Source organism: Peribacillus sp. BM1, from assembly GCF_056679975.1.
Map to the genome: position 1 here is coordinate 932,202 of NZ_CM155259.1, position 15,779 is coordinate 947,980.

Genomic DNA, 15,779 nt, shown 5'->3' on the forward strand with positions numbered 1-15,779 from the left:
TTTAGACAATCTCTTCTGTTTAGATTACATCGTATTTATTTTCACAGTAACCTTAAATAAATCTCCATCAATTTCAAGATCTAAATCACCGCCATGCATATCCATAATGGACTTGGCAATGGCGAGCCCTAGTCCTGATCCCTCTGTATGACGCGACATATCGCCTCTTTTAAATCGTTCAAACATTTCATCGACACTGTCGCCAAGCTCATACTTTGTCACATTTTTAAACGTAATCACGGCTTGATTATTCATTTTTCCAACGGAAATATAAACTCTTGTATGTTCCATTGAATACTTCAAAGTGTTACCAATCAGATTGTCAAACACCCGCCATATCTTCTGGCCATCAACAACGGCATATACAGGATGATCTGGGCAATTCACACGAAATTGTAGCTTTGAATTCTTTATGGCTTCATCATGTTCGGCAAGCGCTTGCTGAAGAAGCTGAACGATATCAGCCTGTTCCTTATTTAGATTAATACTGCCACTTGCCATTTTTGAAGCTTCGAAAAGATCTTCAATCAATCCTTGCAACCGCTTGGATTTCCGATTGACGATTTCAATATAAGCATTCCGATCTTCGTCCGTTAGATTCGGATTCCTCAACAACTCAGAATAAGTAATAATCGACGTAAGCGGTGTACGTAAATCATGACTAACATTCGTAATTAATTCTGTTTTTAGCCGTTCACTTTTGGCCTGTTCAGTCTTTGAAGATTTAACCCCTTGTTTCATCGTGTTAATATCTCGAGCTAAGCCAGCTAGTACAGATTTCCCTTTCACCTGTATCTCACCGTTCATATTTCCATTTACAAGCTCATTCGTATGCTTAATGATCCTATTAAAATAACCGATACGATTAAATATATACAATACGGTCGGCAGTCCTACAAGTAATAAACCTAGGATATAACCGACAATAAGCGAAGGTTCCCAAACAACGGCAGCAAATGCAAAACCACAGGTGAAAATAATGAATAGGATAATCATAATCCGGACCCCGACACTTTTATAGAGAAATGACTGCTGCAATGCTCTAAACAAACGAGATAGGAGGGATCGTTCCCATTCAGCTTTTAGATGATTGCTACCTTTTTTATAGGTATTGATTAGTTCAACTGCCTGGAGCATAACCAACACAATCATACATATTGTAATGGTATAAAGCCCAAGTACATCGATTACCCAATCGATGCTATTATCATACCCATACCCATAAGAGCCTAAATTGCCATAACTGCCAGGTTTCATATTGAAGGCCAAAGTTGGTAAAGCAAACGTCATAGTAATTCCGAAAATAACCACCCTGAGATCTACTGGAACCCGCTCATAATAATTTAGCCACATAGCTCCTGTCATCCGCTGAAACGGCCTTATTTTTTTATAAAAATAGAGGCATAAAAAGATAGATAGAACAGTAAGCCCAAGAACTATATAAAAATAAGCTTTATCAATCTGAAAGTCTTTGTAATCTTGAATCACTGGATTTGTTGCTGGAATAGATTTCGAAACAGCTATTTTCCCCTCAAACTGTTTATCGGCTCCTATTCTTGGAATATCAGATAATAATTCTAATTCTGAATCATAACTTCCTGGTGTTAAATAATCATATTTATTGGAAGGAAATGTCCGTACATACCGCATACTTTTATTCGTAAAAATCTCATTGATATTGTCGTTTCCATCCATATTCACATTTGTGAACACTTTACCAGTTGAAGTATCTTTAAGGTAGTACCGGAACACATCTTTATCCTTATTTAATACATTACGATAATTCAGTTCGCGCTCTTTGAAGTAACGATCTACCTGTTGCTCTTTTTCCTTGCGAATCTTAGCTTCTACATATTCATCACTATTAAAGTTTTTCGTTATGTCTGCTATTTTTCTATCACGTTCTTTTGTGTAGGCTTCAGCTGATTCCTTATTTCCTACAACATTCGCATCAGAAATCCGACTCTCGTATTGATTTTTAATTGTTTGAATCTGCTCAGACAGGCCCCCATACTGATAACGATGTTCTTCAATTTCCTCAGGTGCCACAACAAGATCCCTTTTTACATCATCTGCTGTTACGTCATTTAATTCTAGTAAGTTAAGAGTATCGACAAACTGACTGAAATGATCTTCAAAAAAACCCGTTTCATAATAATCCTTGTTTATATACTGTCTTCCTTGATCAGCAATAAAAAATACCCCTTTTAAACCAATCACAAATAGTACCACCCATATAATTAATGGATAACTATTTCTCCATCTTATACCCAATTCCCCATACCACCTTTAAATATCTTGGATTTTTCGGATCAATTTCAATTTTTTCACGGATTTTTCGAATATGTACGGCAACTGTATTTTCCGCATTATAGCCTGGTTCTTTCCAAACACGTTCATAAATGTCTTGAATCGAGAAAACCCGTCCGGGATGATTCATCAGTAGCTCAACAATTCTATATTCAATCGGCGTCAACTTTACTGCCTCTCCATTGACCTCTACAACCCTCGCTTCCGGATCCAGAGTCAGTCCGTTTAAATCGATGACCTTATTGCTGTCTTCATACGTCCCAAGTGTCACATACCTACGGAGCTGCGATTTAACGCGAGCTATTAACTCAAGCGGATTAAAAGGCTTTGTGACATAATCATCTGCACCAACTTGAAGCCCCAATACTTTATCGGTATCTTCGCTTTTGGCACTTAAAATAATAATCGGGATATTCTTTTGTTCACGAATTTTAAAAGTTGCCGCAATCCCATCCATTCTTGGCATCATCACATCTAGGATAATCAGATGAATCGGCTGCTCATCCAGCTTTTCTATAGCCTCAATACCATCACAAGCTTGAATGACTTTAATGCCTTCATATTTCAAATATATTTCGATCGCATCGCGAATTTCTTTTTCATCATCTACTACCAATACAGAAAATAGTTTTGTCATTTTTTTCACACTCCTTTCTTTACTATAGCAGAGTTAGTTTGAATTAATTTACATTCTAAAGGGTAAATCTTAACATTTACTTACTAGAATTCTTAAGAATTTCTTAAGGTTTTAAAGTGGCACTATCTAGGGTAAAATTTGAGGTAGCTTGGTTAATACAAAACCTATATGGCGTTAAAACGCCACCATCTACCATGAAGGATTAATCGTGTATAACGCAACACTCACCTAATCAAAATGGTGGCGGTGCGAAGCGAATTTAAAGGTATTTGCTCATTAAAAGAAGTCTACCTACTAAGTAGATTGGCTATATTAGTAAGTCGCGAAGCCCTGCCCCATGTCCTTAATACAAAAAGAAGTGTCGAGACGGGGGATAATCATGAATCGGAATCATACTATAATGCAGTTTTTTGAATGGCATATTGAGGCAGACGGCACACATTGGAGAAGGTTGGCTGAAACTGCGCCGAAATTGAAGAAAAGTGGCATAGACTGTATATGGATTCCTCCTATAACAAAAGGACAAACAGTTGAAGATAACGGTTATGGGGTATACGACGTATACGACCTTGGCGAGTTTAACCAAAGAGGAACGATACGTACAAAATATGGCACGAAAGATGAATTACATAAGGCAATCGCTGCCTGCCATGAACACGAGATCAGTGTCTATGTCGATCTAGTCATGAACCATAAAGCGGGAGCTGATGAAACGGAAGTATTCGAGGTCATTGAAGTCAACCCATTCAATCGAAAGGATGAGATTTCCGAGCCATTTGAAATTGAAGGCTTTACTAAATTCACTTTTCCAAATCGGGGTGGTCAATACTCCCCCTTCACTTGGAGCTCTGAACATTTTAATGGCACCGATTACGATGCCAAAACTGGTAAAAAAGGCATCTACCGCATTTTACATAAAAAATGGAATGACAAAGTAGCTGATGAATTTGGAAACTACGATTATTTAATGTTTGCGAATATTGATTATGAGCACCCTGATGTGATCGAAGAGATGATTTCATGGGGGAAATGGCTAATCGATACCGTTGAATGTGATGGGTTTAGATTAGATGCCATTAAACATATTAATTACGACTTTATTCGAGACTTTTCAGATGCCATGCTTGAACATACGGAGGGAAACTTCTATTTTGTCGGAGAGTTTTGGAACCCCGATTTAGAAGATTGCCGTGCCTATCTAGACCATACCGATTATAAAATTGATCTCTTTGATGTGGCTCTTCATTACAAACTATGCGACGCTTCCAAGGCTGGCAAGGAGTATAATCTTGCAACGATATTTGATGATACACTTGTCCACTCCCATCCAATGAATGTCGTAACTTTTGTTGATAATCACGATTCACAACCTAACGAATCCTTAGAATCATGGGTAGAAGATTGGTTCAAACAAACAGCCTATGCATTAATCTTGCTCAGAAAAGATGGCTACCCTTGCGTCTTTTATGGCGATTATTATGGCATTGGTGGGCCTGAACCCATCCCAGAAAAAAAAGCAGACATCGATCCCCTTCTCTTTGCTCGTTACCACAAAGCATACGGCGATCAAGAGGATTACTTCGATCATAAGAATATCATCGGCTGGGTTCGCCGTGGCGTCCGAGAAATTGAACATTCTGGCTGTGCTGTTATTGTTTCTAATGGTGACAGTGGCAAAAAAAGAATGTTCGTTGGCGAAGACCGTGCTGGTGAAGATTGGATAGATCTGACGAATAATCGGCAAGATAAGATTACGATTGCAGATGACGGCTTTGCAGAATTCCCTGTTACAGGCGGAAGTGTATCGGTTTGGGCGTTGGCTGAAGTGAGTTCAGACGATGAATAAAACTAAAACTCTACAGCGAATTGGATTTTTTCACATAAAACCTACATGGCATTAAAACACCACCATCAATCATATAGCACACTACACTCACATAATCACAATGGTGGCAGTGCGAAGCTGAATTTCAAGGTACTTTCTATAATAAAATAAAGTATACCTGCTAAGTAGATTGGCTTGATTAATAAGTAGCGAAGCCCCATATCCATACAAGACAAAAGGGGACAGATTTTGTCTGCCCCCTTTTGTCTCTCTAAAAAGAACTTCCCTTTGCATCTGCAATCTTCCGCCAGTTTTCCAGTTCAGGATGCTCATACCCCATGATCTTATAATAGCAGTATGCAAGCTCCTCTGATTCAATCATAAACGATTCAATGCCTTCTTCCATATATCTGTCAATGAACGGTTTTGCTTCATCCGTTAATTGATGGGCTAATGCTTCAATGAGAAATGCTGCATCTTCTTCATACTCTAATGCATCGAAGGCTTTCTTCAGTTCTTGTGCAGCCAAATCTGATTTAATCGTCCCAAGAATGGACGTTCCGTAAATAATGGCATCCGGATTTTTTACATAAGGAGAAACCTCATTCACCACTTGGTCGCTTTGAAAGCTGATCAATACATCTGCTGTAACTTCCAATAAAATATCATCTTCTCTTGTCAGAAGGCCCGCCAGTAGTGAAATATACTCTTTTTTTTCGAGCGCTCCAATTAAATAAACAGTGAAAATCCCTGCAAAATTGAAATAGTCTTCATTCAAATTTTCATTTAATGTATGAGCAAGCTCAGCATCCGTAATCCACCCTTTGTTTGCAAGAACATTGGCTGTATGCCTTGTCTGTTGAAAAAGAGCTTCATTATATTCCTGGGAATGATTTAGTGCATCAAGTAACCGGCTATACTCCGGCCATACTTGGCGCTCATCTCCATGCAGAAGAATATCATATAATCGAAAGACATCCTCAGGTAAAAGAGCAGATAACTCTCTTTTGTACTTCATCGCTAACTCCGGCTCCACTACTGTAAGTATCTGCTGATACATATGTAGCTGTTCTGGGGCTCAGCTTTTGCTCCTTCAATTAGAAACCTTACAGCTTCTTCATTCAATGTATGCTTTTTTAACTCCATAAGCAGAGATATAGAATGGGAGTCAACCATCCCATTAACCAATTTTGTCGTCCACTCTTCTGGAACACGTGGAAAATCACGCAATACTTGTAAAATGAATTCCTTGATATGAACATCTTCGCTCATTAGATGAGGTTCAATTTTTTCTAGAAAATGCAATGGTTCTGCTCCCTTCAATTGTAAATCGTACTACAGTTATATCATAAGAAGTGTAGAAAACCCACCACTGAACATTCGTCTTTTTTTCAGTAGGAAACGATGAGCAGGACACAAGTTATAGGATATTTTTCGGCAGGACACTTCCATTCATTCTCAATGTGAAACTTTGATTAGTTAAGTGAAGGTTGTTTCATGAACCCTCTATGTGAACGGGTGAGCTAATCGTGATAAGATAATCATATCTATTCAAAGGAGCTGAACTAAAATGAAAAATGAAATCATCAAACGCTTTACTACTTATGTTAAAGTGGATACCCAATCAAATGAAGAAAGTCTAACTTGCCCTTCAACACCTGGTCAGCTGACTCTCGCACAAATGCTTGTTGAAGAGCTAAAAGAAATTGGCATGACAGAAGTGACGATGGATGCAAACGGATATGTGATGGCAACATTGGCAGCAAATACAACGAAGAGCGTACCAACAATCGGCTTCTTAGCACATATTGATACAGCAACAGACTTCACAGGAAAAAATGTCTTGCCGAAGCTCGTTGAAAATTATGATGGAAATGATATTCACTTAAACGAAAATCTACATATCACCCTGTCACCAAAAGATTTCCCTTCTTTGTCAGACTATAAAGGTCACACGCTCATTACAACAGATGGCATGACGCTTCTTGGCGCTGATAATAAGGCCGGGATCGCTGAAATTATGACAGCCATGAGCTATTTGATTCAGCACCCTGAAATCAAACACGGGAAAATTCGTATTGCCTTTACACCTGATGAAGAAATTGGACGCGGTCCTCATAAATTCGACGTTGTTGCTTTTGATGCAAAATACGCATACACAGTAGACGGTGGTCCACTTGGTGAACTAGAATACGAAAGCTTTAACGCAGCTGGCGCTAAGATTACAGTGAATGGTACCAATATCCATCCTGGTACAGCAAAAGGTAAAATGGTCAACTCGATGAAAATTGCTATGGAACTACAAAGCAAGCTACCAGCTGAACAAGCTCCAGAGCTAACGGAAAACTACGAAGGTTTTTATCACCTGCTTTCATTTCAAGGAGATGTTGAACAAACGAAGCTCGTTTATATTATCCGTGACTTTGATAAAGAGGAATTCCAAGCGAAGAAAACGAAACTTGAAAACATCATAAACGAATTAAAAGAAAAATATGGTCATGACAGCATTCTGCTCGAAATGACGGATCAATATTACAATATGAGAGAAAAAATCGAACCGGTCAAAGAGATTGTTGATATCGCTTATGAAGCAATGAAAAAATTAGATATCGAACCAAGGATTTCACCAATTCGAGGTGGAACTGATGGATCTCAGCTATCTTATATGGGACTGCCGACACCGAATATTTTTACTGGCGGAGAGAACTTCCACGGAAAATACGAATTTGTTTCAGTAGACAATATGATGAAATCTGTAAACGTAATCGTTGGCATTGCTGAGTTATTTGAGGAAAAGGCGAAGTGAGATAAAAAGGGTGCCGCAAAGGGATCTGACCTCGCACTCTATATAAAATTCATAGGAATACTTACGCTTAATTTGAACAGTATATTGGGATTGCGGGATCTGACCCTTTCACGAGGTCAGCCCCTAAAGCATCCTCCTTTATTTTGCACAATATAAGATGCCGTCACCAGTCACTTTGTCTATTTTAAGTCTTCATGCACGATCGCTGGATGAAACTGAAATTCCTGAAGATTAATGGAGCCATCTAACAAGAATTCAACCCCCTCACTTTGCAAGGAAAGCTTTTGAATCTGAAAATGCTCATCATCTTTCATGGAAATCTTGCCTTTTGAATTTATGACCCGATGCCATGGAAGATGATGTTTTCCACTCATGGAGTGAAGGATTCTGACAACCTGTCGCGCCCCTCTTGGACTACCTGCTAATTTAGCAATTTGGCCATAGGTCATGACGTTTCCTTCTGGGATATTTTGAATAATAGTAATTACCTTTTCAGTAAATGGCTTCATGTTCATCCTTTCATTTTTACTCTGTTTAACCATATTTTAACCTTATCTATTAAGAAAGAGTACGAAAACTCTCTTAAACAAGTATAATTCGCTTTATATGAAATGGTCTGATTATTATTAACCTTTAGTGTATACATAAAAAACTTATAATGAGATGGAAAAGGCAAATTTCTATCGATTACCTATCTCGCGTTTGAATGAATAATAAAGGACGGGTGACTATGTTTAATCTAGCACCATTAATGCTTGAAAAGGTCGGAATTATTGTTATTGTTGCTTTTCTATTCTCTCAAGTGAAATCGTTTCGCCAAATTGTACAAAATAAGCACAAAACAAATGAAAAAGTCATGCTCATTTTGCTTTTTGGGGCATTCGGAGTCATCAGTAATTACACTGGAATTGAAATTCATCATAATACCATTGCGAAAGCTGAGTGGCTATCAGAAATAGACCCTGAAAGTGCGCTGGCAAATACAAGAGTGATGGGTGTTGTTATTGGTGGATTACTCGGTGGGCCAACGGTTGGTATAGGAGCAGGTCTAATTGCAGGTGTTCACCGGTATACACTTGGTGGGTTTACAGCTTTTTCTTGTGCACTCTCTACAATATTGGCTGGAATTGCTGCTGGGTATTTTGGCAGCAAACGAAAACAGAATGGGAAAAAAATAACGTCTACTTTTGCTGTCTTGATCGGAATGACATTAGAAACTGTACAAATGTTAATCCTTTTAATGACGGCTAAGCCGTTTGACCATACACTGAATCTTGTTCTAATCATCGGGCTTCCTATGATTTTCGTTAATGGATTCGGCACATTGTTGTTTATGTTCATCATTCAATCGATAATACGTGACGAAGAACGGGCACGTGCAAGCCAAACGAACCGAGCCTTTCATATCGCCGACCAAACCTTACCTTTCTTTCGACAGGGTTTAAACAATCGTTCTTGCATGGAAATATCAAAAATTATGCTGAGGCTAACAGATGCCGATGCGGTGGCGATAACAGATGAACAGCAAGTCCTTGCCCATGTTGGGGAAGGTTCAGACCATCATATACCTAAAGCACAACTTGCTACAGGTTTAACCAAACGAGTCCTTGGAAGCGGAAACATTTCTGTGGCAAGGTCAAGAGAAGAAATCTTCTGCTTTCATAACCATTGTTCATTACAGGCAGCCATCGTATTGCCTTTAAAGGTACAAAGTAAAACAGTAGGTACATTAAAGATGTACTTTACCCAACCAGATAAGTTAGATCGGGTACAGCAACAGTTAGCAGAAGGTTTAGCTAACTTATTCTCCACACAATTAGAGCTTGCAGAGGCAGAAAGACAAATGAAGCTGTTGAAAGATGCAGAAATTAAAGCTTTACAAGCACAAATTCACCCGCATTTTTTATTTAATAGCCTGAATACAATCTCCATACTATGTCGTACAGATGTACATAAGGCTCGAAAGTTACTTCTTGATCTAAGTTTATTTTTCCGGGGCAATTTACATGGTGCGAGACAGATGCTCATACCCTTAGAAAAGGAATTAGAAAATGTCAAAGCCTACTTGTCATTAGTACAAACTCGTTTTCCAGACAAGTACGACATTAACTTTCAAATAGAACCCGGTCTCGAGAAAGTACTTATTCCGCCATTTACCTTGCAACCGATCGTTGAGAACTCCATTCATTACGGCAATGGAAAAGGCAAGGGCAAAGGACACATCACCATCCAGATTTTCACCCAAAATAATACCATGCAAATTATTGTCACAGATAATGGGAAAGGAATTCCTGCTGAAAAAATTGAATTACTTGGTAAACAAATCATGCAGTCAAGAAAAGGGACGGGCACTGCCATTTTTAATATTAGTCAGCGCTTAAATGGCATTTATAATGGCCAAGCTAGTTTAACTATAAACAGTGAAGTAAATCTTGGGACAGCCATTACGATTGCCATCCCGCTTGATAGTAAAGGAGTTTTCGATCAAAATGTTGAAAGCCTATATAGTTGACGATGAACCATTAGCAAGAGATGAATTGAAATATCTACTCATTCGAAGCAAACAAGTCAAAATCTTAGGGGAAAGTGATTGCCTCGAAGATGCAGTTGTAGATATTCCTAAGTTAAAACCAGATCTAGTTTTCTTAGATATTGAGCTTGCCGAAGATAACGGCTTACAGCTGGCCAAGCATTTACTCACTCTAGATCCAATCCCAGCAATTGTCTTTGCGACAGCCTATGATGAATATGCCCTACAAGCCTTTGAATTAAACGCACTCGACTATCTATTAAAACCCTTTGATGAAATTCGCATTCAAAAAACGCTGGAGAAAATCCAGCAAATGCAAAGAATTGGTGCGAAGGAAAACACCATTTACCCTTCTTTGAAAAAAGACCACACTGGAAAAATTGCTGTCCTTTTAGAGGAAAAAATTATTTTATTAACATGTGCTGACATTCATTATTTAGAGTCATTTGAAGGGAAAACCATCATTAAAATGATGGAACACACATATAAAACCAGTGAAGCACTGGTTGTTCTAGAGAAAAAGCTAAACGGAGGACAATTTATCCGAGTTCATCGCAGTTTCATTGTGAACATGGACCATATTATAGAAATAGAACCTTGGTTTAATTCTACCTATCATTTAATCATGAACGACAGCTCCAAAGTTCCTGTTAGCCGCACCTATGTAAAAGAATTAAAGCAACTACTCGGTTTTTGAATATTTTGCATTTCACCTTTCCATTTTTGCAACTCAACTTTCTATTTTTGTATTTCAAATTGAAAATGCTCTAATTTATGTTTTCATTTAGTATGATAGCAGTAGAGGACAAAGGAATGGGGGAACAGGAAAAATGAATGCGATTACAATCGTTATTGGCTCTATCTGTATACTCTTAATTGTATACCGTTTATACGGTACATTCATGGCAGCAAAAGTCTTAAAACTTGATGATTCAAAGCCAACACCAGCCCATAAATTAGAAGATGGGCAAGATTATGTACCCACAAATAAATGGGTTACGTTTGGACATCATTTTGCGGCGATTGCTGCAGCGGGTCCTTTAGTTGGCCCAATATTGGCTGCTCAGTTTGGTTATTTACCTGGATTACTTTGGTTGCTGATTGGGGCAGTAGTCGGTGGAGCTGTCCATGATATGGTTGTTCTCTTTGCTTCCATGCGTAGAGATGGAAAATCCTTATCAGAAGTGGCAAAAGAAGAGCTTGGTCCTGTGGCGGGATTTTGTACAGGCTTAGCGATGTTATTCATTATCACCATTACAATGGCAGGTCTATCATTAGTTGTTTTGAGTGCATTAGAAAGAAACCCATGGGGAACATTCGCTGTTGGAATAACAATTCCGATTGCAATGGGGGTTGGTTTGTATCATAAAAAAACAGGCAACTTAAAAGGTGCGACAATTGTTGGCTTTGCTCTTATTATGGCTGCTATCATCTTTGGGCCAAACATCCAAGGCACAGCCTTTGGCGATTTATTAACATTTGAAAAAAGCACACTTGCTCTTATTCTCCCTATCTATGCCTTCTTTGCTGCGGCTTTACCAGTCTGGTTACTGCTGGCGCCTCGCGATTATTTAAGTACATTTATGAAGATTGGTGTATTCGCAGCATTAATTCTTGGCGTATTCTATGTAAACCCAGGTGTTCAATTCCCAGCATTTACGGAATTTATTAATGGCGGTGGACCCATTATCGCTGGACCGGTTTGGCCATTCATCTCCATTACGATTGCTTGTGGAGCAATCTCAGGCTTCCATGCATTCGTTGGTTCTGGTACAACACCGAAAATGATTAATCGTTGGAGTGACATTAAAGGTGTCGCTTTTGGAGCCATGCTTGTTGAATGTTTAGTAGCGATTATGGCTTTAATTGCCGCAGTTTCCCTGCAACCAGGAGATTATTTCGCAATCAACTCAACACCAGAGAAATATGCAACACTAGGAATGGAAACGGTACATCTTGATAAACTGAGTGAAGAAGTTGGGATGGATCTCGAAGGAAGAACGGGTGGAGCCGTTACACTTGCTGTTGGGATGACGTATATCTTCACGGAAATTCCAATTTTCGAGAAAATGGCGTCCTACTTCTACCAATTTGTTATTCTATTCGAAGCTGTTTTTATTTTAACTGCCATCGACTCAGGAACACGAGTTTCACGTTATCTTATCCAAGATTTCCTTGGAGACTTCATTAAACCGTTAAAACGGACAGATTCACTACCTGCTAATATTTTTGCAAGTGCGCTAGCCTGCTTTATCTGGGGATATCTCCTTTTCTCCGGTGATATTAGTTCCATCTGGGCGCTTTTCGGAGTATCGAACCAATTAATGGCTGCTATTGGTCTTATTATCGGTGCAACAGTGGTCCTCAAGATTGCAGACAAGCGTTGGTATATGTTGACATGCCTAATCCCACTTGCTTACCTGTATGTAACGGTTAACGTAGCAGGATACTGGATGGTTACGAATGTTTACTTAAATACAGAAAATGCTGGCTACAGTGTATTAAATGGCGCTCTTTCCATCATTATGTTAGTCCTTGGTCTTGTGATCATTATTTCCTCCATTACCAAGTGGATTCAACTATGGAAAATTCCGCAAACCGTACTTGTAGAACGTTCCAAAACGGAAGCTTCCTAATAATAAAGTAGCCCCCCATTTTAAACAACCTAAAATGGGGGGCTACTTTATTCTACATTTACTTTGTTTCCAACACGAAAGTGCTTAATGCAGGCACTGTGATCTCATTGGATTGGATTTTCGCTAATGCTTTTGTCCCGGCTTTTTGCCCGTTTACAAGCAGAGAATATTTCCCTTTGTTTGGAATACTAAAATGGATAGCCTGCTTGTTTGCATTATGAACAACAGTTAGTTCAGTTTTTGACTTTTTTTCCGGACTTGTTAAAGTATACGCAATAACATTTTTCGGCGCCTCTAAGAAGGTTAAATGTTGTTGGACTTCCTCCGCTGTTCCAAGGCGAAACGCCGGATACTTTTCCCTTAACTGAATAAGTCCTTTCATATACTCAACTTCCTGGTAATATTCCGCTTTCCGCTTCCAATCAAGTTGATTGACAGCATCTGATGATTTATAGCTGTTATGGTCTCCACCTTTTGTACGCATAAATTCCTGACCAGCATGAATAAATGGAATTCCTTGTGAGGTTAAAATAATTGATGAAGCAAGCTTGTGCATTTGTTTCCGCTCCACTTCTGAGGCTTCAGGATTCGTCAATGCAAGCTTATCCCAAAGGGTGTGGTTGTCATGGGCTTCTATATACGTAACAACTTGCTCTGGATCAAGATAGCTGTCCATGCTTTTTCCAGCGATACCTTTCTTAATCGTGTCCTCTAGTCCCGATTTACCGTTTACAAAACCTGCGTCACGCTCTTCAAATACGCTTCCCTTTAGGCCATCGCGAATACGATCATTGAAATGAGCGATTCGCGGCATCGCAGCTGCATTCTTTTGGTTTGCTTTCTTCTCAGCAGCAAGCGGAGTATTTAGGTCCCAGCCCTCACCAATAACAATGATACTTGGGTCAATTTTATCCAAGGCCTTGCGTATTTCGTTCATCGTTTCAACATCATGGATCCCCATTAAGTCAAAGCGGAAACCATCAAGATGATATTCCTTTGCCCAGTAAGTGACTGAATCAACGATGAACTTACGCATCATTTTTCGTTCAGATGCTGTATCATTGCCAACTCCGGTTCCATTCGCTAATGTTCCATCTTCATTATAACGGAAATAATAACCTGGAACTAGTTGGTGGAAATTCGATTCACTAACGGAATACATATGGTTATACACAACATCCATGACAACGCGAAGGTGCTGTTTATGAAGGGCTTGAACCATTTGTTTTACTTCCTTAATTCGTACCTTTGGTTCATATGGATTCGTTGAATAAGAGCCTTCTGGTGCATTGTAATTCTTCGGGTCATAGCCCCAATTATATTGCGGCACATCCAGCTTTGTTTCATCAACGGTGTGGTAATCATACATCGGAATAAATTGAACATGAGTCACACCCAGGTCTTTAATATGACTAAGTCCCGTTTTCACACCTTGCGGGCTCTTTGTACCAAGTTCAGCGACTCCTAAATATTTCCCTTTATGCTTAATTCCACTTTCTGCTTGGATCGATAAATCACGAATATGCAACTCATAAAAAATAGCATCCTCCGCTTTTTTCAGAGCTGGTTTCTTAGTCGACCAGTTCTTTGGATTTGTACTTGTTAAGTCCACGACCACACCTTTATCACCATTTACCGTAACAGCACGTGCATACGGATCGACTGCTTCGTTCCACTTATCGCCAATCTTCACTTTATACGTATAAATCAAGCCATCTTGGTTTCCTTGTATTTCAAGTTTCCATGTTCCTTTTTCCGCTTGCTTCATAGTTATTTCTTTACCAACTTGATCATCCCAGTTATCATACGTAACAAGCTTAGCCTCACTAGCTGTAGGGGCCCAAAGACGAAAAGCTGTCTTCTTTTTGGCGTACACATTCCCTAAGTCATTTCCATCGTAATAAAAGAGGGTATCAAACTCTTCTGATCGAATTGCAGCCCCCATCTCCACATCAGCGGTTCCGAATAACTGCTTCGATATTTTATATGTTTTTTTCAAATCAAGATCATCTTTCGTAATTATTTTTACCCTATTTGTCGTCGTTTCATTTTCTTTATAGGCTTGAATTTCTTTAATTTGTACTCCCCCCAATGTAAACCCAGCAAATTTTCCATCATTTAATGAAAAAGGAAAATTGGTTTCTATCGTAATTTCGTTCATTTTATCAATTTTTGCACTGACGATTTTTGGCGTACGATCTATTTGCGATACATCATAATACACCCGTTCAACCCCTTGTGTAATCCAAATTTCCCCTGTGCCATCTTCATTGAACTTCGTAATAAAACGATCATTAAATTCCCTATTTGCCCAAGCATCTTCACCCTTGCTTTGACGAAGAATGAAACCGAGTTTCTTAATTCCCTCTTCATCCGATATGGTCAACTTAGCAATCTTTCCAAATTCATCTTCATCTGTAAAAGCTATCTCATGTCCATCTTTTCCGTTTGGCCACACCCATAGATTCCAACCTTGATACTGCTGGTCATAGCGGAAGTAGTGAATGGTCACGTCTATATGTTCATAGGAAGGGAAATCACGATATTCTCCATCTGGTGGCTCCATATACGTTCTAGGATCACCTGATTTGACCCAAACCTCTACCTCGCCACTACTAACGTCTATCCAACGGTCTTCTTCTCCATCCTTTTCCCATGATTCTGTACGAACGATAAAGCCAACACGTTTTGCGTCACTAGGTACCTCGATTTCCGCAATCTTTCCAAACTTATCTTCGCTGGTAAACGAATAGGCCTTTCCTTCTCCACCTTCAGGCCAGATCCAAAGTTCCCACTCTTTCTTGTCGTTCGCTGCTTCTTGATAATGAATCGTTACTTTCGTTGTATCCGCGTCAGCAAACGCTTGCACAGAAAACCCTGAAAAAATCATGGTTAGAATAAGTAATATAACCGTTAATGATATTTGTACTTTTCTTACCTCCATTGTTATCCCCCTTTCCTAATTATTAGAATATTCTATATTATCATTATAGTCAAAATGGCATTGTTTGCATATGGCGATTTTAAAAAATACT

At 39.1% G+C, this 15,779-nt stretch carries 11 protein-coding genes; 5 read left to right on the plus strand and 6 right to left on the minus strand.

Annotated features, from left to right (window positions below):
- Window positions 1-24 precede the first annotated feature (24 nt).
- Together AC1MGI_RS04520 and AC1MGI_RS04525 are read right to left on the minus strand one after the other, a co-directional pair.
- Window positions 25-2,220, minus strand: coding sequence for a HAMP domain-containing sensor histidine kinase (locus AC1MGI_RS04520; protein ID WP_480348739.1), 2,196 nt, complete (start codon window positions 2,218-2,220; stop codon window positions 25-27).
- Between the two features lie 31 nt (window positions 2,221-2,251).
- Entirely contained in the window at window positions 2,252-2,947 is a 696-nt protein-coding gene (locus AC1MGI_RS04525) for a response regulator transcription factor (protein ID WP_480348740.1), read from the minus strand.
- A gap of 379 nt (window positions 2,948-3,326) precedes the next feature.
- On the opposite strand from AC1MGI_RS04525, the gene AC1MGI_RS04530 reads away from it, so the two are divergent.
- Entirely contained in the window at window positions 3,327-4,793 is a 1,467-nt protein-coding gene (locus AC1MGI_RS04530; RefSeq protein WP_480348741.1) for an alpha-amylase, read from the plus strand.
- A gap of 250 nt (window positions 4,794-5,043) precedes the next feature.
- Here AC1MGI_RS04530 and AC1MGI_RS04535 read toward each other — a convergent pair whose 3' ends face one another.
- Both AC1MGI_RS04535 and AC1MGI_RS04540 read right to left on the minus strand, forming a co-directional pair.
- A complete protein-coding gene (locus tag AC1MGI_RS04535) occupies window positions 5,044-5,790 on the minus strand; it encodes a hypothetical protein (protein ID WP_480348742.1) in 747 nt (248 codons plus the stop codon).
- Window positions 5,791-5,807: 17 nt separating this feature from the next.
- Window positions 5,808-6,077, minus strand: a complete 270-nt coding sequence (locus tag AC1MGI_RS04540; RefSeq protein ID WP_480348743.1) for a hypothetical protein — start codon at window positions 6,075-6,077, stop codon at window positions 5,808-5,810.
- A gap of 265 nt (window positions 6,078-6,342) precedes the next feature.
- On the opposite strand from AC1MGI_RS04540, the gene pepT reads away from it, so the two are divergent.
- Window positions 6,343-7,578, plus strand: coding sequence for a peptidase T (gene pepT / locus AC1MGI_RS04545; protein ID WP_480348744.1), 1,236 nt, complete (start codon window positions 6,343-6,345; stop codon window positions 7,576-7,578).
- Between the two features lie 179 nt (window positions 7,579-7,757).
- Here the strand turns inward: pepT and AC1MGI_RS04550 are convergent, their stop codons facing one another.
- Window positions 7,758-8,087: an MGMT family protein gene (locus tag AC1MGI_RS04550; protein WP_480349701.1), complete on the minus strand. Its 330-nt coding sequence runs from the start codon at window positions 8,085-8,087 to the stop codon at window positions 7,758-7,760.
- A 221-nt stretch (window positions 8,088-8,308) separates the two neighbouring features.
- Here AC1MGI_RS04550 and AC1MGI_RS04555 point away from each other — a divergent pair, with 221 nt between their 5' ends.
- The 3 genes from AC1MGI_RS04555 (at window position 8,309) to AC1MGI_RS04565 (ending at window position 12,744) form a co-directional block, all read left to right on the plus strand.
- Window positions 8,309-10,090 carry a LytS/YhcK type 5TM receptor domain-containing protein gene (locus AC1MGI_RS04555; RefSeq protein WP_480348745.1) on the plus strand — a complete coding sequence of 594 codons (1,782 nt, stop codon included), beginning with the start codon at window positions 8,309-8,311 and terminating at the stop codon, window positions 10,088-10,090.
- Window positions 10,068-10,805 carry a LytR/AlgR family response regulator transcription factor gene (locus AC1MGI_RS04560; protein ID WP_480348746.1) on the plus strand — a complete coding sequence of 246 codons (738 nt, stop codon included), beginning with the start codon at window positions 10,068-10,070 and terminating at the stop codon, window positions 10,803-10,805. The genes AC1MGI_RS04555 and AC1MGI_RS04560 overlap by 23 nt, the downstream gene beginning before the upstream one ends.
- A gap of 133 nt (window positions 10,806-10,938) precedes the next feature.
- Entirely contained in the window at window positions 10,939-12,744 is a 1,806-nt protein-coding gene (locus AC1MGI_RS04565; RefSeq protein ID WP_480348747.1) for a carbon starvation CstA family protein, read from the plus strand.
- 58 nt (window positions 12,745-12,802) lie between these two features.
- Here the strand turns inward: AC1MGI_RS04565 and pulA are convergent, their stop codons facing one another.
- A complete protein-coding gene (gene pulA, locus AC1MGI_RS04570; RefSeq protein WP_480348748.1) occupies window positions 12,803-15,688 on the minus strand; it encodes a type I pullulanase in 2,886 nt (961 codons plus the stop codon).
- Between the last annotated feature and the right edge of the window lie 91 nt (window positions 15,689-15,779).

What these genes read in the sequence shown, in the direction of transcription:
- AC1MGI_RS04550 (WP_480349701.1), bottom strand. Translation starts at nt 8,087, where the DNA reads ATGAAGCCATTTACTGAAAAGGTAATTACTATTATTCAAAATATCCCA.
- pepT (WP_480348744.1), top strand. Translation starts at nt 6,343, where the DNA reads ATGAAAAATGAAATCATCAAACGCTTTACTACTTATGTTAAAGTGGAT.
- AC1MGI_RS04560 (WP_480348746.1), top strand. Translation starts at nt 10,068, where the DNA reads ATGTTGAAAGCCTATATAGTTGACGATGAACCATTAGCAAGAGATGAA.
- pulA (WP_480348748.1), bottom strand. Translation starts at nt 15,688, where the DNA reads ATGGAGGTAAGAAAAGTACAAATATCATTAACGGTTATATTACTTATT.
- AC1MGI_RS04530 (WP_480348741.1), top strand. Translation starts at nt 3,327, where the DNA reads ATGAATCGGAATCATACTATAATGCAGTTTTTTGAATGGCATATTGAG.
- AC1MGI_RS04565 (WP_480348747.1), top strand. Translation starts at nt 10,939, where the DNA reads ATGAATGCGATTACAATCGTTATTGGCTCTATCTGTATACTCTTAATT.
- AC1MGI_RS04535 (WP_480348742.1), bottom strand. Translation starts at nt 5,790, where the DNA reads ATGAAGTACAAAAGAGAGTTATCTGCTCTTTTACCTGAGGATGTCTTT.
- AC1MGI_RS04525 (WP_480348740.1), bottom strand. Translation starts at nt 2,947, where the DNA reads ATGACAAAACTATTTTCTGTATTGGTAGTAGATGATGAAAAAGAAATT.
- AC1MGI_RS04555 (WP_480348745.1), top strand. Translation starts at nt 8,309, where the DNA reads ATGTTTAATCTAGCACCATTAATGCTTGAAAAGGTCGGAATTATTGTT.